General features: G+C 47.4%; 18 protein-coding genes and 1 pseudogene. 11 read left to right on the top strand and 8 right to left on the bottom strand.

Annotated features, from left to right (window positions below; all coding sequences use genetic code 11):
- Nucleotides 1-15: 15 nt before the first annotated feature.
- Entirely contained in the window at nt 16-516 is a 501-nt protein-coding gene (locus tag RT717_RS13290) for a DinB family protein (RefSeq protein WP_317492227.1), read from the top strand.
- Nucleotides 517-688: 172 nt separating this feature from the next.
- On the opposite strand, the gene RT717_RS13285 is transcribed toward RT717_RS13290, so the two are convergent.
- The 7 genes and pseudogenes from RT717_RS13285 to RT717_RS13255 form a co-directional block, all read right to left on the bottom strand.
- Nucleotides 689-2,044, bottom strand: coding sequence for an enolase C-terminal domain-like protein (locus tag RT717_RS13285; protein WP_317492226.1), 1,356 nt, complete (start codon nt 2,042-2,044; stop codon nt 689-691).
- Between the two features lie 365 nt (nt 2,045-2,409).
- Nucleotides 2,410-3,228: a ParA family protein gene (locus RT717_RS13280; RefSeq protein WP_317492225.1), complete on the bottom strand. Its 819-nt coding sequence runs from the start codon at nt 3,226-3,228 to the stop codon at nt 2,410-2,412.
- Nucleotides 3,229-3,462: 234 nt separating this feature from the next.
- On the bottom strand, nt 3,463-5,223 hold the full coding sequence (locus tag RT717_RS13275) for an ATP-binding protein (protein ID WP_317492224.1): 1,761 nt from the start codon (nt 5,221-5,223) through the stop codon (nt 3,463-3,465).
- A gap of 112 nt (nt 5,224-5,335) precedes the next feature.
- Complete coding sequence (locus RT717_RS13270; protein WP_317492223.1) at nt 5,336-6,199, bottom strand: ChaN family lipoprotein; 864 nt, start codon at nt 6,197-6,199, stop codon at nt 5,336-5,338.
- Between the two features lie 81 nt (nt 6,200-6,280).
- A pseudogene (locus RT717_RS13265) lies at nt 6,281-6,568 on the bottom strand (DUF3817 domain-containing protein); the annotation flags it as partial.
- Between the two features lie 141 nt (nt 6,569-6,709).
- On the bottom strand, nt 6,710-7,459 hold the full coding sequence (locus RT717_RS13260) for an ABC transporter ATP-binding protein (protein WP_317492222.1): 750 nt from the start codon (nt 7,457-7,459) through the stop codon (nt 6,710-6,712).
- Nucleotides 7,460-7,465: 6 nt separating this feature from the next.
- Entirely contained in the window at nt 7,466-8,194 is a 729-nt protein-coding gene (locus tag RT717_RS13255) for an MlaE family ABC transporter permease (RefSeq protein ID WP_317492221.1), read from the bottom strand.
- A 177-nt stretch (nt 8,195-8,371) separates the two neighbouring features.
- On the opposite strand from RT717_RS13255, the gene RT717_RS13250 reads away from it, so the two are divergent.
- The 10 genes from RT717_RS13250 to RT717_RS13205 all read left to right on the top strand — a co-directional run bounded on the left by RT717_RS13250 (nt 8,372) and on the right by RT717_RS13205 (nt 18,871).
- Nucleotides 8,372-9,079: an SDR family oxidoreductase gene (locus RT717_RS13250; protein ID WP_317492220.1), complete on the top strand. Its 708-nt coding sequence runs from the start codon at nt 8,372-8,374 to the stop codon at nt 9,077-9,079.
- 439 nt (nt 9,080-9,518) lie between these two features.
- Nucleotides 9,519-11,513, top strand: a complete 1,995-nt coding sequence (ispG, locus tag RT717_RS13245) for a (E)-4-hydroxy-3-methylbut-2-enyl-diphosphate synthase (protein WP_317492219.1) — start codon at nt 9,519-9,521, stop codon at nt 11,511-11,513.
- 5 nt (nt 11,514-11,518) lie between these two features.
- Entirely contained in the window at nt 11,519-11,719 is a 201-nt protein-coding gene (locus RT717_RS13240) for a DUF6728 family protein (protein ID WP_152000115.1), read from the top strand.
- Complete coding sequence (locus RT717_RS13235) at nt 11,719-12,075, top strand: MmcQ/YjbR family DNA-binding protein (RefSeq protein WP_317492218.1); 357 nt, start codon at nt 11,719-11,721, stop codon at nt 12,073-12,075. The genes RT717_RS13240 and RT717_RS13235 overlap by 1 nt, the downstream gene beginning before the upstream one ends.
- The gene (locus RT717_RS13230; protein ID WP_317492217.1) at nt 12,068-12,778 is read left to right on the top strand and encodes an SGNH/GDSL hydrolase family protein; all 711 of its coding nucleotides are present in this window, start codon (nt 12,068-12,070) and stop codon (nt 12,776-12,778) included. The genes RT717_RS13235 and RT717_RS13230 overlap by 8 nt, the downstream gene beginning before the upstream one ends.
- Before the next feature lie 124 nt (nt 12,779-12,902).
- A complete protein-coding gene (locus RT717_RS13225; RefSeq protein WP_317492216.1) occupies nt 12,903-13,601 on the top strand; it encodes a hypothetical protein in 699 nt (232 codons plus the stop codon).
- A 96-nt stretch (nt 13,602-13,697) separates the two neighbouring features.
- Complete coding sequence (locus RT717_RS13220; protein ID WP_317492215.1) at nt 13,698-14,336, top strand: peroxiredoxin; 639 nt, start codon at nt 13,698-13,700, stop codon at nt 14,334-14,336.
- 176 nt (nt 14,337-14,512) lie between these two features.
- Nucleotides 14,513-17,011: a PIG-L family deacetylase gene (locus RT717_RS13215; RefSeq protein ID WP_317492214.1), complete on the top strand. Its 2,499-nt coding sequence runs from the start codon at nt 14,513-14,515 to the stop codon at nt 17,009-17,011.
- Nucleotides 17,012-17,023: 12 nt separating this feature from the next.
- Nucleotides 17,024-17,170 (top strand): hypothetical protein, encoded by a 147-nt coding sequence (locus tag RT717_RS13210; protein ID WP_317492213.1) that lies wholly within the window; start codon nt 17,024-17,026, stop codon nt 17,168-17,170.
- Nucleotides 17,171-17,185: 15 nt separating this feature from the next.
- On the top strand, nt 17,186-18,871 hold the full coding sequence (locus RT717_RS13205; RefSeq protein ID WP_317492212.1) for a sodium:solute symporter family transporter: 1,686 nt from the start codon (nt 17,186-17,188) through the stop codon (nt 18,869-18,871).
- Nucleotides 18,872-18,932: 61 nt separating this feature from the next.
- Here the strand turns inward: RT717_RS13205 and RT717_RS13200 are convergent, their stop codons facing one another.
- The gene (locus RT717_RS13200) at nt 18,933-20,300 is read right to left on the bottom strand and encodes a vanadium-dependent haloperoxidase (protein ID WP_317492211.1); all 1,368 of its coding nucleotides are present in this window, start codon (nt 20,298-20,300) and stop codon (nt 18,933-18,935) included.
- Nucleotides 20,301-20,321 lie beyond the last annotated feature (21 nt).

Genomic DNA, 20,321 nt, shown 5'->3' with positions numbered 1-20,321 from the left:
CCAAAGGATGTAACCATGCTCAACAAAGAACAACTTAAAACTGATATTCATACCACGTTTGCTACCCTCAGCTCACTGCTGGACAAGTTTTCTGACTCTCAACTAAACACGGTTCCTTTTGAAGGTAGCTGGACGGCAGGACAGGTAGCGGAGCACATCATCATATGTGGCTCGGGAATCCCCGAAAGCAAGACTGAGCCTGCAAAACGATCACCCAATGATCTTGTGAAGCCGGTAAGCGAAATGTTTCTCAACTTTGGCATCAAGTTTAAGACTGCCCCTATGCTGGAGCCTCAGCAGTCCCACCACAGCAAAAAGGCTACGCTCGACACCATTTCGGAAATAGAAAAAACTCACCTTCGTACTGTGGCCAATAGCGACCTGGAAGCACTTTGCATGGATATGGAACTGCCGACCTTTGGCTATATGACACGTTATGAATGGGTGAGGTTTGTGCTGGTGCATACGCAGCGGCACACCCGGCAGATAGAGAACATTTATAAGGCGGTAGAATAGGGTTGAGCTTTATCTCAAAGCCCCCCTAATTCGGAGCTCGACCCCTCAATAGCTACAGAGTCAGGTGATGAGACCTCTCAGTCGTGCCTCTTTCGAGGTGACGATTTCAAAATAGGATGGAACTCAACCCTCCAAGGGTTCAAAACCTCTTGGAGGGTTGATCCTACAGATGTTAAGGCCGCACCGGTGTACCATCATGCATTCTCAGCTGTGTCCAGCCGTTCAGCTGCTTCTCAGGAATCGGGTACTTGGCCGCCACCTTTTCGTTGATGTCCACACCCAGACCAGGCGCTTCGTTCACGTACATATAGCCGTCTTTCATGAAGGGGCTGCCAGGGAAGATCTCTCTTAGCGTGTCGGAGAAGTTGACGCTTTCCTGGATGCCGAAGTTCCACACGGCAAAGTCGATGTGCGCATTGGCAGCGTGGCCGACTGGCGATACGTCACCAGGCCCATGCCAGGCAGTTTTCACGTTGAACGCTTCGCCCAGTCTGGCCACCTTCATGGCAGGAGTTATTCCGCCTATTTGTGAAATGTGAATTCTGATAAAGTCAAATAGCCTTTCGCTCATGGGGCCTACCCATTCGTGAGGGTTGTTGTAGAGTTCGCCCATGGCCAATGGCACGCTGCTTTGCTGCCTTAGCTGCCTGAAATAGCCGATGTTCTCAGGAGAGAAGGGGTCTTCGATAAAGAAAGGCCTGAACTCTTCCAGCTTGCGGATCATGTTGATGGCATCATTGGGCTGCAGTCGCTCATGGATATCGTGGAGCAACTCCACTCTTTCACCGCACACCTCCCGGGTTTTGGCAAAGATTTCGGGCACGCTCTTCATGTAGAAGTAGGGATCCATGTAGTTGTCGTCGGGCATGCCGAAGCCTTTAGCTTTGAAGTCGGGCACTGATGCCACGCCAGCGGCACCATAGCCACCCATTTGAATGCGGACATATTTGTAGCCCTCGTCCATGATGCGCTTGGCATCGTCGGCTACAGCCTCCGGGGAGTTGCCCGACGCATGAGAGTAGCAGGGGATGGCAAAGCGGCACTTGCCACCCAGGAGCTGGTACACCGGCATATTGGCACGCTTGCCTTTGATATCCCACAGCGCCTGGTCGAGGCCGCTAAGGGCATTGTTGAGCACGGGGCCATTGCGCCAGTAGGAGCTAACATAGGCGGTTTGCCACATGTCTTCTATGTTGTCGACGCTTTTGCCCTTACAGAAGTCGTTGAGGTAGTCGTTGATGGCTGAGATAACAGGCCGGGCCCGCTGGCGGAAGGTGGCACAGCCGAGGCCATACAATCCGGGTTCGCTGGTTTCCACTTTTACCACAATCAGCTCTATGCCGTGTGGACAGGTGGAAATAGCTTTGACATTGGTGATGGTAAGAGGAGGGAGGGCTTTGGTGGCAGCTTCGTATACGCCAGCCACTGCCGGATTGGCGGCTCCCAGAAAGGTGCCAGTGGCTCCAAGGCCCAGTCCTTTGATGACTTCCCGCCGACCAATATTGGTTTTATTGTTCTCGTTTTCCATGGTACTTATTGTAGTTAAGGTATGTTTTGAATGAATATAGGAATTTGAGGACAACGATGCTTAGGCTTTTTGATGAGGAGCGATGAGGCTATTGAAGCGGCTTCAACCTTTGAAGGGGAAGAAAGGTGGGGAGTGGTTTGTATTAGCCCAGGTTGTTGTAGGAAGTTTTTTTCGTGGGCACGTGGGTGCGCCATGTGCCGTACCTGACGGCACTGGCAGTGCTTGTTTTACGTGTTGGTGGAGTTTACCTATGTGTCGTCCCTACGGGACTACTGTGAGGAGTTTGCGTTTACCGAAAGCCGGGCAATATTTCTCCCTAGCGCTGTGTTTTCGGTTTTCTCAGCGGTTGAATCCTTTTCAGCGGCTTACCTCGTCTTGATATTCTCCAGAAACTCTTCTGAGATGAATTTGGAAGACAAAAAGGTGTTGTTGAACTTGGCCATCAGCTCGTCGCTCAGCTTGAGAAAGTCGATGGCCGACTTATTGTCAGGGTTGACCCTGTTCATGGATTTGCCAATATCTATGGCCTCGCTTACCTTGATGGAGTTGGATACAGTGCTCTCCAGCATCAAGTCTTCAAATTCCGTCATTGCCTCAGCGTACTTTTCCCGGTGGTGGATAAGTGACTGCTTGTACATGTTGAAATAGATGCCCAATATATTCAGCGGCCTTTTTCTTTCAACAGTGTAGAGAAAAGTCAGTAACTTTTTAATGCCATCGATGGAGAACGAATCAGCAAGGGCAGGAATCAGGATACTGTCGACATCGGTAAGCATAGACTTTACAAGTCCTCCAAAGTGGGTAGGCATATCCATGATCACGATGTCGTAATCCTTACGCAGCACGTACCCCAACTTCTGCACGATATTGGGGCCAAACGAAATAAACCTGCTGTTCGACTCCATTTCCGTCATCAGATAGTCCCCAGGCAGCAGGTGCATATACGGTGTTACTTCCTGTGCTTCAATGCTCTCCGGAAGATTGTCGTGCAACAGGTCTTTGATGTATCGGTAAATGGACTTGGTAGAGTTGTCGGCACCCAGGGAGTTGCTAAGGTTGCACTGAGGGTCGCAATCGATCAGAAGTACTTTGAATTGCCGGGACCAGGCGTAGCCGAGATTAAGGGCGGTTGTAGTTTTACCCACCCCTCCTTTAAAATTGTAAATGGCAACGGTATTTCCCATAGCTAGGCTGATCACTTAAATATATGCAAAAAACTCTGTTCTAAAAATAATTTAATTATTTCAAGAAAAAATTATATAAAGAACAGTGAGTTTTTTTATAAGGTCGGCAAAGTCAAAGGTTGACTGCTATAGCTTGACAGAAAGTTAAACATTTTTCTCAGAGTTAGCCAAGCCGATGTGTCGAGTGGCTATTGGAAATGATTTGTGTATAAATAATGAAGCTGGTGACGACAGCTAGGCTGAAGCCCAAAGACGGGTGAAAACCGCCCTGAGGATGTCGGTAGTAAATGGTTTGGTGATAAAGTCAACCATTCCGGCTTCTTTGCACTTGTTTTCATCTTCTGTAGTGGCATTGGCCGTAACGGCAACGATGAAAGGAGCGCTTTGCTTTCTCTCCAGAAGAATCCTGCGAATTTCCCTGGTTGCTTCAATGCCGTCCATTCTGGGCATTAAAACGTCCATCAATATAAAGTCGAATCCCTGAGAAGAGGCCAGGGCTACAGCCTGCTCTCCATCTTCAGCCACTTCTATTTTAGTGATGCCAATATTCTTGAGTATTTTAAGCATCACAAGCCTGTTGATGTGTACGTCTTCGGCTACAAGAACGGATAGTTCGCTGAAATTTATCGGTTGGATGTGTTTCTCAGCGGGCGAATGCTCGCCATGGGTAGCGAGCGGTAGTGGCAGTTCCACATAAAACGAACTGCCTTTGCCCTCGGTGGAATAGAACCAAATCTTCCCGTGCATCAAGTCGGTCAGGCTCTTGGCAATGGAAAGCCCTAACCCGGTGCCTCCCACCGCCAAGTCAGTTTCATTCTTAAAAAACCTGGAAAACACTTTTGGGTGCTGGTTTTTTGGAATCCCAATGCCAGTGTCGTCAACTTTGAAAAGAACAATGGCGGTCTTATCTTCTTTTCTCACAACGGTCGTAGCTATGGTCACTTTTCCTGCGGGCGTGAATTTGACCGCATTCGTTGCCAGGTTAATAAGGATTTGCCTGATCCTCTTAAGGTCACCCATCAGGTGAATGTCGGATTTACTGGCGTGCACCAGATCAATGGAAACCTTGCCGGTTTTCACCGACTCAAATCCATAAAATAGCTGGCTGATATCTTTCGTTACGTCCTTCAGTTCAAAAGTGTCTTCTTGTAAGGTCACCCGATTGTTTTCAATCATGGTGATGTCAAGCACATCGGTAATCAAGCCTGATAGAATTTGACTGCTGGTGGAGAGGTTTTTTACCAGCTCGCTTTGTTCTTTGTCAAGATTAGTTTTCTCGATTAGTTCGGCAAGTCCCACGATGCCATTTAAAGGCGTCCGCATTTCGTGACTGATTGTAGCTAGGAATTGACTCTTAGCCTTATCAGCCGATTCAGCCCTTTCTTTGGCAGCACCCAACTCGAGGTTCATTTGTTGCAAATGCGCTCTGTCGTGCAAATACTCTTTTTTAAAAATGTAGAAAGCAAAGCCCATCACCACCAGCATGACCACTCCCGCTATCGAAAGATCTCTCCATTCATTCACATAGTCAGTGTAGGGCACGGCCAGGTCTCTGTGGTAGTACTCGATGGTGACGAAAATGATCACCATGCAAATCGTGGATATGATAAAGGAGATATAACGGCGTATAGGTAAAACCAAAAGCCCTGAGATGTAGATGAGCACACACATGTGCATCACAGCGCCACGGATGCCGCCAGAGGGGAGCCAGCCAAACGAGATGATAAGCAACGCAGAGATGTAATAAACAGAGGTAGTGAGGCGAAAGGATATGCCTTTTTTAACAGCAAAATAGACCGCAGAGTAAAAACACAGTGCGAACAGATAGATACCGAGGACAGTCGGATTGAATTGGGAAAATATACCGACTGACGACCATAGCAGCAGCGTGAGAATAGTGAGGCAGAGTGTGATCTCAAAAAGCCTTTCTTCTATAGGCCTGGAGGCATCTCTGGTAGGTAGGATCCTCCGGAGTGCTTTCGTAAGTAACTTCATTTTGCTGGTTGAAAAAATAGAAGCCTGTTGGAGCTTAAAATTGTATGAAAGTAAAAAAATAATCCGATATCTGTGTGCCGAAATTCGATTTGAGCTTATGTGGACAGTAAGTTTAGTAGGTTTTCGTCATATCAGAGGGAATCACAATGATAAAATCTGCAGCACCAACATTCCCCTCGGACAGCTCTCCAATGTTTTCCTGCTCCACACAATGTATGGTGGCCACGCTCGCTTTCTTATTGTATTTGTTCAGGTACCAAATGATGCCTTCCCCATTTTTGGAGTGGTAAGAGCCATTGAAGTGAATGACCTTGCCCTTGCTTTCTTTGCTGATGAACCAGCCCATTGTTGCGTCTTTGCTCGCTTGAGAGCTGGCCAGGTTTTCGGCACTTCCCGGGGCACCGTGCCCACCCATCGACTCAATCATTTCCTGATAGCCAGGCAAGTTAAGGTCAATTTCCAGGGGTAGAGGGGCAATATTTTTTTTTGCTTCGTCGGGCAGGTTATTGAGCGCATCAGGCCCTTTTCTGTATACAAGATTGGCATACCTTCGGGGGATATTTGATGCCACCACCTTCAGCTGGTGCTCTTTGGCAAATTCTACTATGGGTTTGTAGTCTGTTTTATAGTTATCCCACATTTTAGCCTCCTTGAGCAAATGCCTCTCTTCAATCAGGCCTGTCATAAACTCGTCCAGCACTAGCTGATCGTCAGCCTCGAACATCTCCATGGCGACTACCAGGTCTTTGCCATGTTCAGCGTATAAGCTTTTAGTTACCTGCAGCTCCAGCCAGTGGTTGATGGAGTTGTCGTGCAGCTCACCGAAGAAGACCACATCAGCCCGGGAAATGTCCTTTAGCATTTTTTCGTAAGCAACCTGCTTGCCTTTTGAATTGTAGATTTCAAACGCCTGTGGTGATTGGGCAAAGAGACAGTGGGTGACTAGGAACAGCGAGGAAAAGAGAAGGGTTTTCATAGGTTAAATGATCCGGTGGTTGCGATAAAGAAAGCCAATTTTCTATCAAGGTACTATTTCAGGACACTTAAATGCCGGCAGTTAGCTGTTGTTTGCTGAAGAATTGATCTCTTTCCAGTCTTTTATAATTTGCCTGTCGAGCAAAAAAGTGCCACCCGGCAGAAGTGAGGCCAGAAACGCTCTGAATATCATTAAAAAGCCCCATTTTAACACAGGAGCCGCTAACAACAAGGCTGGAATGTATAGCAGGAACAGGACACCGTGAGCCATTCCCACATACCTGACGGCTAGTGGCTGACCCATCCAGTACTTCAATGGCATAGCGATTAATAATAATACGAGGAATGAAATGCCTTCAACGGTGGCAACAAAACGGAAAAGGAAACCTTGCTATTCATTTGGAAAAAACGGTTGTTAGGTCATGCTTCGTTGACCAACCCTGATTGATAATTCAAATCTATTTTTTATTTCGTGGGTAAAACGAAATGAGTGAAAGGCCATAGTCCTACTTCACTTTTTTATCATCGTCCTCATCAGCTTGTTGGCAAAAATGAAATCTTTGAGTTCGGGCACATCTGCCTGTGCAATAGTGGCGGTGCTGCCTTCCCATTTTTTGTACCCCTGATGCATAAACAGAATGTAGTCCCCGATTTCCATCACTGAGTTCATATCATGGGTAACGACCACCGTGGTAATATCAAATTCATAGGTGATCTCCTGAATCAGGTTATCTATTGTGATCGATGTTTGTGGATCCAGGCCGGAATTGGGTTCGTCGCAAAACAGGTATTTGGAGTTGTTGACAATGGCCCTGGCAATCCCAACCCGCTTTTTCATACCTCCACTCACTTCCGATGGCATTTTTTTGTTCACACCGGCCAGTCCCACTCTTTCGAGGCAGAAGTTGACCCTATCGAGCTTTTCGGCCTGAGGCATCTTGGTAAGCACATTGAGTGGAAACATCACATTGGCCTCCACATTCATGGAATCGAACAGCGCTCCGCCCTGAAACAACATGCCTATTTCACGTCTGATGTCCGTTCTGAGGCTCTTGTCGCCGTGTGTGAAATCCCGCCCATCGTAGGTCACCGTTCCCTCGTCGGGTTTCACCAGGCCCACAATGCACTTGAGAAGCACACTTTTTCCTGTGCCGCTGGCACCAATGATCAGGTTGGTTTTGCCCTTTTCGAATGTGCCTGAAATGCCATGCAATACGGCCTTTCCGTCAAAAGATTTCTTGATGTTTTCTATCTCGATCATACAAAATCAAATAAGAAGTTGGGCCAGTACGTAGTCGGCAACCAGAATGGCAATACAGCTATTGTTCACTGCGCTGGTACTCGATTTGCCTACCTCCAGCGCACCTCCCACAGTATAATACCCTTTGTAAGCAGAGATGGCTGCTACTAAAAAGCCGAATGCCACCGATTTGATCAGCGCAAAGGAGACGTTAAATTGCACGAATTCGTATCGAATGCCGTAGATGTATTCCGTGCCTGTAAGCACACCTGTAGCAAGAGAAATCAGGTAGCCTCCCAGGATTGTCAGAAAGCCTGAGAACACAACGAGCATAGGGTAGGTTAGGATAGAGGCAATAATTTTTGGCAGCACGAGATAGGAGGTTGCGTTGATGCCCATTACCTCAAGCGCATCGATCTGTTCCGTGATCCTCATAGTGCCCAGCTCGCCGGCAATATTGGAACCAACTTTACCCGCAAACACAATGGCCATGATAGTTGGGGCCAGTTCGAGGAGAGTCATGTCACGCACTACCATTGATACAATGTAAAGTGGAACAAGCGGACTCACCAGGTTGTAGGCTGTTTGCAGGGTGGTAACAGCCCCCATAAAAGTGGCAATAATAGCAAATAGGGGAAGGGAGTTGTAGCCGATCAGAATGGCCTCATCCACAACTCTCTTGGCGTAAGTCTTGAACGACTCCATGCGGGTAAACTGCTGCCCCAAAAAGATCATGAATTTGCCTATGCTTTCCATTTGCTCAAATTTGTTCCAAGAAAAAACATCCCCACCGTTAAAGAAAGTTTCGGACAGGAAAAAAGAAGATTAAACTAACTTTCGGGGATATTGGTTACCCTTCGGGTAGCGCAATTCCACAATTTTAAAGAGAATCCGGCACTTAGTTGCTTGAAAGTCAGGTTAAACGATAGTAAAATGAATAAATTAATTGTTGTCACTGGGGGCACAAAAGGCATTGGCAGGGGTATTATTGAAGCGTTTGTTCAGCATGGGTTTGACGTAGTCACCTGTGCAAGGTCAGAAGACCAGCTTGCGTCGTTGAAAACGGCGGTAAGTAAGATGGCGCCTAAAGCTGTAGTGCACACTTTTAAAGCCGACCTAAGCAAAAGAGCTGAAGTTGATGCCTTTCTGCAATTTGTTAAAAAAACAGGCAGGCCAGTAGACGTGCTCGTCAACAACACGGGTGTGTTTATCCCCGGGCAGGTGCATACTGAAGAGGAGGGCGCATTGGAAACAATGATTGACACCAACCTGTACAGTGCTTATCACCTTTCGAGAGGAATTATTCCCGAAATGAAAGAGGCTGGCAAGGGCCACATCTTTAATATTTGTTCGATTGCCAGCATTGTTGCCTATGCCAATGGGGGCAGCTATGCCATCAGCAAGTTTGCCATGTACGGCATGAGCAAGGTGCTGCGGGAAGAAATGAAGCCTTTTGGGATCAGGGTCAGCTCAGTGCTGCCGGGAGCAACCTTTACAGCCAGCTGGGAGAAGGCTGATATACCCGAAGAGCGTTTTATTCCGATAGAAGATGTGGCCACCATGGTGTGGGCAGCGTATAGTTTATCACCCAGGTCGGTTGTAGAAGACATTTTGATCAGGCCTCAACTGGGAGATATTTGATGGTTTTTCAGGATGGTGCTTGTAGGTGTCGGTACGGCAACTAGCCACCAAGCAAGAGCCGTTAGACACCGGGTGTTTTTCTGAGCACCATTTTTCAGGATGGGGCTTCACCGCCATCCTGGGTGTATGTCGCCCTTTCAGGGCTTGTCATCATCAAAGCCGAGAGCCGGGGCGCCCCTGAAAGGGCCTGGACGAAGCGATATACCGCCACATCGGATAAAGCCCTATGTACCAGGGTTCTCAGCCGTACTTGGCCTCCTGTCTTTCAGACCCTCACTGGAGGCTGTCGTCTCCACCGCTCAGGCCAGTTCACCTACCAACGCCTCTCCCGACTCCGGTCTTCCGTCTTCAAACCTCCCGGCCACTCTTTCCTCCTCCACTTCCAAACACTTAAACACTTTATTAGTTAACTTTGCGGAATCTATTATACCATTAGTTTATGCACACTGCGGACGCAGCCCTTTTGTCGAAAATCAACTTCTGCAACAGTCTCACTTCTTATTCGAGACGAAAAACCATTGAGGTAACCATTGGAGATACTCCTATGGGCGCTCATCACCCGATCAGGGTGCAGTCGATGACTACTATCGATACCATGGATACAATGGGGTCGGTTGAGCAGTCTATCAGAATGATTGAGGCAGGATGTGAATACGTCCGCATCACGGCTCCCAGCGTGAAGGAAGCTCAGAACCTGGAGGCCATCAAAAAAGAGCTGGTAAAAAGGGGTTATAACACACCGTTGGTAGCTGATATTCACTTTACCCCCAATGCAGCTGAGCTTGCCGCAAGAATTGTGGAAAAGGTAAGGGTGAATCCCGGCAACTATGCCGACAAGAAGAAATTTGAAGTCATTGACTACACCGACGACGCTTATCAGCAGGAGTTGGAACGCATCAGGGAGAAGTTTATTCCGCTGGTAAAGATCTGCAAGGAGTATGGCACTGCCATGCGCATTGGCACCAATCATGGTTCACTTTCCGATCGCATTATGAGCCGCTATGGCGACACACCACTCGGCATGGTGGAGTCGGCCCTGGAGTTTCTGCGGATTGCTGAAGAGTTGAACTACTACAACATTGTGCTGTCCATGAAGTCGAGCAATACCCAGGTGATGGTGCAGGCCTACCGCCTTTTGGTGAAGATGCTGGACGACGAGGGATTCAAGCCCTATCCGCTGCATTTGGGAGTAACTGAGGCTGGTGAGGCTGAGGACGGCAGAATCAAATCGGCTGTGGGCATCGGCACTTTGCTGGAGGACGGTTTGGGTGATACAGTCAGGGTGTCGTTGACTGAAGAGCCTGAGCTGGAGCTGCCAGTGGCGAGCGCATTGGTCGAAAGATATGATCACCGGGCTAGGCACAACACCATTGTTCCGGTTGAAAATCCGCCTTACAGCCCCTTCGAATACACGAAACGCCATTCTCAGGAAGTCTCCAATATCGGTGGTGACAATGTTCCCCGGGTAATTACGGACATCAGCAGACTGCAAAACCCGGAGTATCCTGATTTGAAGGTAACGGGTCATTTTTATCTACCGGAGCCCGACAAATGGAGAATGAACGACTACGGCACTGACTATGTGTATTCAGGAAGCACGCCAGTTCCGTTTATGTTGCCCAATGGCCTGAGAGAGATCATAGACTACGCCGTTTGGGTTAACCATGCTGATCAGAAAAACACTTATCCGCTGATTGATATCAACGATTTAAGCATTGCCAAATTGCACCCGGAGCTCAATTTTGTTCAGCTCTCGGATGAGGAAGCTTTTGATGTTGACTGGAAAATGCTGGCCGCTAGGAAGAACATTGTGCTCATTATAAAAACAGACAATGCACATGCCTACCCTGCGCTGCGCCGAATGTTCTTTGTGCTGGAGGACGCAGGAGTGAAGTTACCAGTTATTATCCGGCGAGATTTTGAGCCCATTTCTGACGACAAACTGATGTTATTTGCTTCCACCGACGTAGGCGGACTGCTTATCGATGGCTACGGCGACGGCATTATGTTGGGTTGGGCCAATCAAACGCTGGAAGGGAACGACGCTGTCAAGCCGCAGATTAAGCTGTACAACGACACTTCGTTCGGCATTTTGCAGGCGGCTCGCACCAGAATGTCGAAGACCGAATACATTTCTTGCCCTTCTTGTGGCAGAACGCTGTTTGACCTGCAGGAAACCACCGCCATGATTCGCAAGCGCACTGATCACCTGAAAGGCGTGAAGATTGGTATCATGGGTTGCATTGTAAACGGTCCGGGTGAAATGGCCGATGCCGATTATGGCTATGTGGGCTCAGGCAAAGGTAAAATCACCCTGTACAAAGGCAAGGAGGTAGTGAAAAGGTCAGTCGCCTCAGCAAAGGCAGTGGACGAATTAATAGAAATCATCAGGGATGACGGCCGATGGACGGATCCCGAAAAAGTGGAGGCATAACCAGTATGGCAAACTCAGAGAATCAGGAAAAGAAAGAAAGCACCAACTACTTCGACTTTAGCGAAGTGTTTAAATACTACTTCCGTAAAAAGGATCCCAATAACAAGCCAAACTTCAACCTTAGGATGATGCATGGGATCAACAAAATATCGATCCTTTTATTTTTAATGGCACTAATTATCTGGACCATTCGCCGCTTGATGTAATGAATATAGAAGAGTATAGAGAGTATTGCATTCGCAAACCCGGTGTCACCGAGGGATTCCCTTTTGACAGCAATACGCTCGTGTTTAAAGTAATGGGCAAGATGTTTGCCCTTGCCGACGTGGAGCTTTTCAGAACCATCAATCTCAAATGCGATCCCGACAGGGCCATTCAGCTAAGAGAAAGTTACGAAGGAATTAAGCCCGGCTACCATATGAACAAGCAGCACTGGAACACCGTGGACACCGATGGGTCGGTAGGAGACAAACTATTGTACGAATTGATCGATCACTCCTATACGTTGATTGTTGACAGCCTGCCAAAGAAATTGAAGGAGGAGCTTGCCAACTATGAGTAAATCGAAATACACTTTTCTAGCCATTTTCCTACTTTCGTATATAGCACTTTTGGGGTGCAACGAGGAAAATAAACAAAATACTGAAAGTATGGATCAGGTCGGCAGTTTGAAGTTTTTGGCACTTGGTGATTCCTACACCATTGGTGAAAGCGTTGCTGAAAACGAGAGGTGGCCTGTTCAGCTGGCTGCTGCGCTTAGCCAAAGTGGGGTCTCCGTGGCACCTCCGAAAATTATCGCCACCACTGGCTGGACTACCGATGAGCTGCAAAAAGGTATTGAAAAGGCCTCCCCGAAGCCCCCGTATGATCTTGTATCTTTGCTGATCGGCGTGAATAACCAATACAGGGGCCGCTCGCTTGATGAATACAAGAGGCAATTTGAAGCGCTTTTGGTACAAGCCATCAACTTTGCAGATGGAAAAGCTGAAAAGGTGTTCGTGGTTAGTATTCCTGATTATGGTGTCACCCCTTTCGCCGCTGACCGAAACCCTGAGAAGATAGGGAAGGAGATAGATGCCTTTAATAGAGCAGCTGAGGCTATTTCCAAAAAGTTTGGCGTGGCATTTGTAAACATCACCCCGGGGTCGAGAGAAGCAGCCAACGATCCTGAATTGGTGGCAAGCGATGGTTTGCATCCTTCAGGAAAGATGTATACTCAATGGGTATCCGAAATCTTCCCCATAGTTGAAGAGATGATCAAATAGAAAGAACCTTTTTCGCCTCCAATAATATTTTTATATTTGGCGTTTACTAGTAAATCAAATATCGCCGGCTAGCTTTTTATAATACAATTTTCAGTCTGACTGACTATCAACCCATCGGCATTTAATGAGATATCGCTCTGGCCTTTATTTTTTAATTGTAGTTATAACAATTGCCGGACTGATCTCCTGTAAAAGCAATCAAATTTGCCCTGCCTTTCAAAGCACCTTTATCCTTGACGACTCACTGCGGATGTTGGCTTTCTCGCCATTCGGCCCTGATTCTATGCCTAAATATGGGCCCTGGGTGAAGAAGAATAAGAATGGTATTATCACCCGTGATCCTTATCTGGTCAAGAATTATAACCTGAAGACAGTGAAAATGGAGAACCAGTTCGTTCCTATTTCTGCTGATTCGGTTACGTTCGATGAAGATTTGTATCAGGATGAAATGGCTGCTGCAGATTCACTGGCGCCTGCGTCAACTGACTCATCAGGTGTAGACAAACCTGCTACAGCGCCTCCAACAAAGCCTGCACCGAAGAAGTATATCAGAAACTACGATCCCAAAGACCAGTTTAACGAAGAGCAGATATTCTACAACAAGCTGTTTGGCGAGGTATTCGTGGCACCTAAAGAGGTGCCGGCTGCAGAAGACTCGCTTCAATCTGATGGAGCAGCTACGCCGCAATTGGATTCCCTGGGCAATGAATCCCCTGTAGAAAAGAAAGGACTTTTCCGGAAAAGGGACAAAAAGCCAAAGGACGAAGCTTTGGAGCCTGAGCTACCTCTGGACGCAGCCGATACCACTGGCACAGGATTTTAATTTCCCCAAACTCTTTTTCATTGTCCGGTGTTGTAAAGTTCTGGTGAAGTACTTTACCTTTATTCTATCAATTAAGTAGATTAATAAACATCAATTATGGCAACACTAAGACTTGGCGATATAGCGCCGGATTTCAAAGCAGAAACGACAGAAGGGCCTATCAGCTTTCACGAATGGCTGGGCAATGGCTGGGGTATATTGTTCTCGCACCCTGCCGATTTTACACCAGTTTGTACTACCGAACTGGGAACAACAGCCAAGCTCAAAGGTGAATTTGAAAAGCGGAACGTGAAAGTGGTGGCACTCAGCGTTGACCCACTGGATAGCCACAATAGCTGGATCAAAGACATCAACGAGACCCAAAATACGAATGTGAATTTCCCGATCATTGCAGATGGCGACAGGAAAGTGGCTGAGTTGTACGACATGATTCACCCAAATGCCAACGAAAAGCTGACGGTGAGATCCGTGTTCATCATTGGCCCCGACAAAAAAGTAAAGCTGATGATTACGTATCCGGCTTCTACCGGCAGAAACTTCAACGAGTTGTTGAGAGTGATCGACAGCCTGCAGCTAACAGCCAATTATTCAGTAGCTACTCCGGCTAACTGGGAAAGTGGTCAGGAAGTGGTGATCGCACCGGCTATCAGCGATGAAGATGCAGACAAGAAGTTCCCCAAAGGATATAAGAAGATAAAGCCGTACCTGAGGCTTACTCCCCAGCCTAATTTGTAGGCAAAGGAGGTTGATTTCAACTCATTAAGAAAGACCACGGAGGTAATAGCCCTGTGGTCTTTCTTTTGTGCCTAACCTGACAGTTCTGCCACTACTCCTGCTATTTCACCACCCGATTAATTTTCCAAACCTTCCTAACTTTGAGGCGTTTAAGTTGCAAGTTAAACCACCTGTCTATGCGTTTGAAAAAGAGGTTCTTTACCCAACCTATTGTTTTATTCTTTGTTGCCACATTACTCTCCGTTTCTTTACAAGCACAAAAACCAGCACGATACAATGGCGCTGAGCTAAAGCAAATGCTAAAGAAGCTCAATGTGCTGGGTTCGGTTATGTACATAGCGGCTCATCCGGACGACGAGAACACGCAGATGATCGCCTATATGGCCAATGAGCGGCTGTACCAAACCGCCTACATGGCTTGCACCCGAGGCGATGGGGGACAGAACCTAATTGGCCCTGAGATTAGAGAGCTGCTGGGGTTGATAAGAACTCAGGAGCTGCTGGCTGCGAGAAGAACCGACGGTGGACAGCAGTTTTTTTCACGAGCCAATGACTTTGGGTACTCAAAGAACCCGGAGGAGACATTTCAAATTTGGGACAGGGAGAAAGTGCTTTCAGACATGATCTGGAACATCAGAAAATTTCGCCCCGACGTTTTGATCACCAGATTCCCACCAGACGGACAGAGCCATGGGCATCACACTGCCTCGGCGATTCTGGCAGTCGAGGCTTTTAAAGCCGCAGCTGACCCAAAGAGATTTCCTGAACAACTGAAATACGTCACCACCTGGCAGCCGAAACGCATCCTTTGGAATACTTCCCGATGGTTTTATGCCAACCCGGGAGAGTACGACTCGAAGGATTGGATTGGCGTGGACGTGGGCGCCTATAGCACCTTGCTGGGAAAGTCGTACACAGAGCTGTCTGCTGAAAGCAGGAGTATGCACAAGAGCCAGGGATTTGGTGCCACTGGTTCAAGAGGAACAAACGTTGAATACCTTCAGCATCTTGGTGGAGAAGCGGCCAAAGAAGATGTGATGGAGGGTGTAGAAACCACCTGGAGGCGGGTAAAAGGCGGCGACAAAGTAGCGTTTCATACCGAAAATGCATTTATCAACTTTGACCCCGAAAACCCCACACTTATTCTTCCTGACTTGATGCAGGCTTATCAGGCACTGAATGGCATAAGTGATGTGTATTGGAGAGAGGTGAAGCAGGAAGAAATCAGAACACTTATCAAAGGTATCACAGGCCTTTTTCTGGAAGCGAAGGCTAATGACTATGCAGTGACTCCCGGCGACTCAATAAAAGTGAATTTTGAGGTAATCAACCGGTCCCCCGCCACGCTTACCCTCAAGGCGCTAGTTGTCAATGCTTTGAATGACCGTATATCGCTGGATCAAAAACTGGAAAACAATCAGGGGTTTCAACTGGAGAAGAGCTTCGTTATCCCGGCCAGCATGGCTTATTCGCAGCCTTATTGGCTGCAAAAGGAAGGAACAATTGGAATGTATGCTGTAGATGATCAACTAATGAGAGGGCTTCCTGAAAATCCGCCTGCTGTAATGGTCAACTATGTCGTGGCTGTTGATGGCCTGGAGCTGGACCTGGAAATGCCTTTGATCTTTAAAAGAAACGATAGGGTAGATGGCGAGGTTTACAGGCCTTTTGTGGTGACACCACCTGTATTTGCCGACATCAATGAAAAGGTTTACGTGTTTGCCGACAGTGAGCCCAGAATGGTTCAAGTAACAGTGAAGTCGGGCAAGGCTAATATTGAGGGATCTGTTGCCCTTAGTTTGCCAAAAGGATGGGAGTCGAAACCAGCCAGCCAGCCATTTAACCTGGCAGTAAAAGGGGCAAGTCAGGTGTTTGAGTTTTCAGTAACACCACCGAAAAAGCAGGGAACCGGCACGGTAACGGCTGTTGCCACGGTTGGTGGCAAAATTTACAGCAAGGGCCTGATCGAAATCAACTACGCACATATTCCTGTGCAAACGCTCTTTCCTGAATCTTCGGCGCAGGTGGTGAGAATAGACCTTGAAAAGAAGGGGCAGCTTGTAGGCTATCTGATGGGTCCTGGCGATGAGATTCCGGCGAGCCTAAGACAAATTGGCTATACCGTTGATGAGCTTACGGTGGAAGACGTGGCATCGAAGGATTTGCAAAAGTATGACGCCATCATTTTGGGGGTAAGGGCCTTTAACACAATGGATCAGCTTAAGTATGAAAATGAGAAGCTGTTCAAATACACAGAGAATGGTGGAACGGTGATTGTCCAATACCTGACTTCCGGTGGCATGGTTACCGATAAAATAGCCCCCTATCCAATCAAGATTGGGAGGGACAGGGTGACAGTGGAGGAAGCTCCTGTAAGGTTCCTGGATGAAAAAAGCGAGGTGCTCAGCTACCCCAACAAAATCACAGAAAAAGATTTTGAGGGCTGGGTGCAGGAGCGTGGTCTCTACTTCGCATCGGAGTGGGACGATCATTTCAAGCCAGTATTGAGCAGCAACGACCCGGGAGAAGAGCCTCTTTCAGGAGGACTGCTTGTGGCACAGTATGGCAAAGGATATTATGTATATACGGGGTATTCATGGTTTCGGGAGCTTCCTGCAGGGGTTCCGGGTGCTTATCGCCTCTTTACTAACTTGATTTCATTAGGAAAAAAATAACCTACAACTACTGTGATTGAAAAAAAAGAACTTCGGGAGGATGAGATGGATGACGCACCCTTTTTGGGCTCATGGAAGGCCATTTACCTTTTTGTAATGGCATTTTTTGCGGTACTGATTGGGCTGTTTTACTGGTTCACTGTCACGTATCAATCCTGACCCTAATTCCTACGCATGAGCAACATTGACCTGATTGTATTATTAAGTACCCTTGCGTTCATTGTAGGGTACGGCACGCTGAAATATAAGAGCCACTCCAATATTGACGGCTATTTACTGGGAGACAAAAGTTTTAAATGGGGAACCATAGGGCTTTCCGTGATGGCCACGCAAGCCTCAGCCATCACTTTTATTTCGACGCCAGGCCAGGCCTACGAAAGCGGTATGGGTTTCGTGCAAAACTACTTTGGATTGCCCCTTGCCCTGATTATCGTTTCTGCAGTTTTCATCCCGATCTACTATAAGCTGAAGGTATTCACTGCTTATGAATTTTTAGAAAAGAGGTTTGATCTTAAAACGAGACTCCTGGGTGCCTTCCTTTTTCTACTGCAGCGAGGCCTGGCGGCCGGTATTACCATCTATGCGCCAGCTATTATCATCTCCACGGTGCTCCACTGGGATCTTTCCTACACAATTATGCTGGTTGGAGGACTCGTGGTTATTTACACTGTGAGTGGGGGAAGCAAAGCAGTTAGCATCACGCAAAAACAACAAATGGCGGTAATAATGATTGGTATGTTTGTCGCCTTTGGTATTTTGATTTACCTCATTACTGAGCATATCAGCTTCAAAGAAGCCCTGAGCGTGGCTGGCAACCTGGGTAAGCTGGAGGTAGTGAATTTTTCAACTGATGGCAGTGTGCGTTATACATTTTGGAACGGCTTGTTTGCTGGGTTGCTTTTGCAGATGTCATATTTTGGTACTGACCAGTCGCAGGTGTCACGCTATCTTTCAGGCAAAAACATTGCGGAAAGCCGGATGGGCTTGATGTTCAATGCCATTTTGAAAATACCCATGCAGTTCTTTATCCTGTTTGTGGGGGTAATGGTGTTTGTTTTTTACCAGTACAATCTGCCTCCCGTTCATTTCAAGGTGTCGAATGTTGAGATGATTGAGGGATCTGCTAAAGCTGACGAATATCTGGCTCTGGAGGCAAGGCACCGGGAGATTTTTGATGAGAAAAAGGAAGCACTTGCCAGTCTTCAGGCTGCTCGCATGGCAGGAGATGAAAATCAGATCGAAGAAAGCGAGTCTTTAGTACGCCAGTATCAGGCGGAGACCGAGGCTACACGACAGGAGGTAAAGGATTTGCTGACGTCTGTAGACGAGTCAACAGAGACCAAAGATTCGGACTATATCTTCCTGTCGTTTATTCTTGAATACCTGCCAGTGGGGGTTATTGGGCTGTTGCTCGCTGTCATATTTTCTGCGGCCATGTCGTCGACGGCTTCGGAACTGAATGCCCTTGCTTCGACCACCACCGTCGATTTCTATATGCGGCTGGTGAAAAAAGACGGGGCTGAAAAACACTTTGTCCATGCGTCGAAGTTCTTCACCGCCTTCTGGGGACTTGTAGCCATTGGATTTGCCCTTTTCGCCAATCTGGTGGAGAACCTTATAGAAGCCGTGAACATCCTGGGTTCCATATTTTATGGCAGCATTCTAGGCATATTCCTGGTCGCCTTTTTTATCAAGGTTATTAAAGGCCCAGCAGTCTTTTGGGCAGCCGTCATTTCTCAGCTTGTCGTTATAGTGCTCTTCAAAACTACCGACATCGCTTATTTATGGTACAATGTCATTGGCTGCTTCGGCGTTATCGCTCTCGCTTTTGTTATCAACCTTGTTATCAACAAAGACTGATCACATAAATAAAAATGCCCGCAATCGATTCTTCGATTGCGGGCATTTTTATTAGTGGGTACTAATCTTCCTTTTTAGCCTCCGATAACGAGCCTTTTCTGGTCTTCACGTTGTCGAGCACCCAACTACCCACTTGCCTGCCCTGGGTAATGCCCTCAGTGATAGCTGGCATGTAGTGAATGCCTCCGTAGAGGCGGCTTATAGCGGCTTCTTCACTGGCAGCAAAGAACGAGTCGAAATTTCTGGGCTGCAGGCCATATTCCATCTCAGTGGTGTCGTGATAGCTGAATTTTTCGCCATACAGCTTGGTCAGCACGGAGGCAGCTGCGTTGGAAATAACGCTGTGTCCGCTGGTGTATTCCGGGAAGGGAGGAGTTTGCAACAGGGGTACCCAATCTTCATCCACAAATTGATTAATAACAGTCTCGGGCCTGATCAGTATGCTGCGCCACTTTTCATCCCAGCAGGCAATGAACCCGTCGAAGAGGCCGATGGTCACCATGGTATATGCCTCACTGGTTTGCATGAAGTTGGAGTTGGCTTGCTTGGTGGCAATGGCGGTAATCCCCACCCAGTGTCCGCCTGGCGTTATCTTCTTGGTGGCAAACATTGCGTGGCCTTTGTGGTGCGATACATAGGGGTTGCAGTCCCAGAACTTGGCAATTTCCGTTTGCTCTTCGCTTAGGTTAACGCCCGTTTCGTATACCTCCATCAGCTCCTTGTAAAACTGGCTGTTTTTTGCCATGTCGTAAGGAGTAGGTGGTTTCGGTACAAATTGATTACATGAGTCGAGGGCAAGAGTTCTGATTTTCATCCAGTGTGGTTCAATGCCTTCCATGTAGTCAGGGGGTGTCGGCTTCCAGTAGTCTGGGTTGTCCATCACAGTGTATTTAGGAAAGGATCTGGACTGCTTGTAGTTGTCCAGCGCCACCCAATCCATGATATGCTTGGCCATTGTTTCACCATACTCAATAGAGTTGTCAAAAACATCTGAGGGAATATCTGTCTCCTGTATTTTGTTATAAAGCTTGTTTCTGAAAACGTCCATTTTCTCCTCAGAGAATATCAGCGCTTTGCCAACGGTAAGAAAAGCATGTATTGAAGCCAGGTGCAGATCCATTTCTTTGGCAGGGTCTGGCTTCGGAGCTTCGCCCAGGCCGTTTAGTTGGCCAGCCAGCGACTGATAGTCAGGGTATTGGTTGACAAGCACCTCGTAGGCCGCAATGTTGGGGTATACATAAATACGGCTGGCGACGGGCGGCGAAAAAATATCATGAACGATAATGTCTGTAAGTTTTTTTACAGACGCATGGTAAAGTTGGGGGTCTTTCAGCACCTCCTTGTATTCACCTTTTGATGAATTGCAGCCATCTAGGGTTAAACCAATAATGACCAAACTGCATGTTCCTAGTAAAAAACGTTTTAACATCACTTTCTCCTTTGTTCTTCT

Origin of the sequence: Imperialibacter roseus (assembly GCF_032999765.1) — a bacterium.
Lineage (GTDB): Bacteria > Bacteroidota > Bacteroidia > Cytophagales > Cyclobacteriaceae > Imperialibacter > Imperialibacter roseus.
Note: the sequence above shows the minus strand (reverse complement) of the source record. Positions and strands in the feature narration are given on the sequence as shown.

What these genes read in the sequence shown, in the direction of transcription:
- ispG (WP_317492219.1), top strand. Translation starts at nt 9,519, where the DNA reads ATGCACACTGCGGACGCAGCCCTTTTGTCGAAAATCAACTTCTGCAAC.
- RT717_RS13230 (WP_317492217.1), top strand. Translation starts at nt 12,068, where the DNA reads ATGAGTAAATCGAAATACACTTTTCTAGCCATTTTCCTACTTTCGTAT.
- RT717_RS13220 (WP_317492215.1), top strand. Translation starts at nt 13,698, where the DNA reads ATGGCAACACTAAGACTTGGCGATATAGCGCCGGATTTCAAAGCAGAA.
- RT717_RS13205 (WP_317492212.1), top strand. Translation starts at nt 17,186, where the DNA reads ATGAGCAACATTGACCTGATTGTATTATTAAGTACCCTTGCGTTCATT.
- RT717_RS13250 (WP_317492220.1), top strand. Translation starts at nt 8,372, where the DNA reads ATGAATAAATTAATTGTTGTCACTGGGGGCACAAAAGGCATTGGCAGG.
- RT717_RS13215 (WP_317492214.1), top strand. Translation starts at nt 14,513, where the DNA reads ATGCGTTTGAAAAAGAGGTTCTTTACCCAACCTATTGTTTTATTCTTT.
- RT717_RS13290 (WP_317492227.1), top strand. Translation starts at nt 16, where the DNA reads ATGCTCAACAAAGAACAACTTAAAACTGATATTCATACCACGTTTGCT.
- RT717_RS13240 (WP_152000115.1), top strand. Translation starts at nt 11,519, where the DNA reads ATGGCAAACTCAGAGAATCAGGAAAAGAAAGAAAGCACCAACTACTTC.
- RT717_RS13285 (WP_317492226.1), bottom strand. Translation starts at nt 2,044, where the DNA reads ATGGAAAACGAGAACAATAAAACCAATATTGGTCGGCGGGAAGTCATC.
- RT717_RS13270 (WP_317492223.1), bottom strand. Translation starts at nt 6,199, where the DNA reads ATGAAAACCCTTCTCTTTTCCTCGCTGTTCCTAGTCACCCACTGTCTC.
- RT717_RS13255 (WP_317492221.1), bottom strand. Translation starts at nt 8,194, where the DNA reads ATGGAAAGCATAGGCAAATTCATGATCTTTTTGGGGCAGCAGTTTACC.
- RT717_RS13235 (WP_317492218.1), top strand. Translation starts at nt 11,719, where the DNA reads ATGAATATAGAAGAGTATAGAGAGTATTGCATTCGCAAACCCGGTGTC.
- RT717_RS13200 (WP_317492211.1), bottom strand. Translation starts at nt 20,300, where the DNA reads ATGTTAAAACGTTTTTTACTAGGAACATGCAGTTTGGTCATTATTGGT.
- RT717_RS13260 (WP_317492222.1), bottom strand. Translation starts at nt 7,459, where the DNA reads ATGATCGAGATAGAAAACATCAAGAAATCTTTTGACGGAAAGGCCGTA.
- RT717_RS13225 (WP_317492216.1), top strand. Translation starts at nt 12,903, where the DNA reads ATGAGATATCGCTCTGGCCTTTATTTTTTAATTGTAGTTATAACAATT.
- RT717_RS13280 (WP_317492225.1), bottom strand. Translation starts at nt 3,228, where the DNA reads ATGGGAAATACCGTTGCCATTTACAATTTTAAAGGAGGGGTGGGTAAA.
- RT717_RS13275 (WP_317492224.1), bottom strand. Translation starts at nt 5,223, where the DNA reads ATGAAGTTACTTACGAAAGCACTCCGGAGGATCCTACCTACCAGAGAT.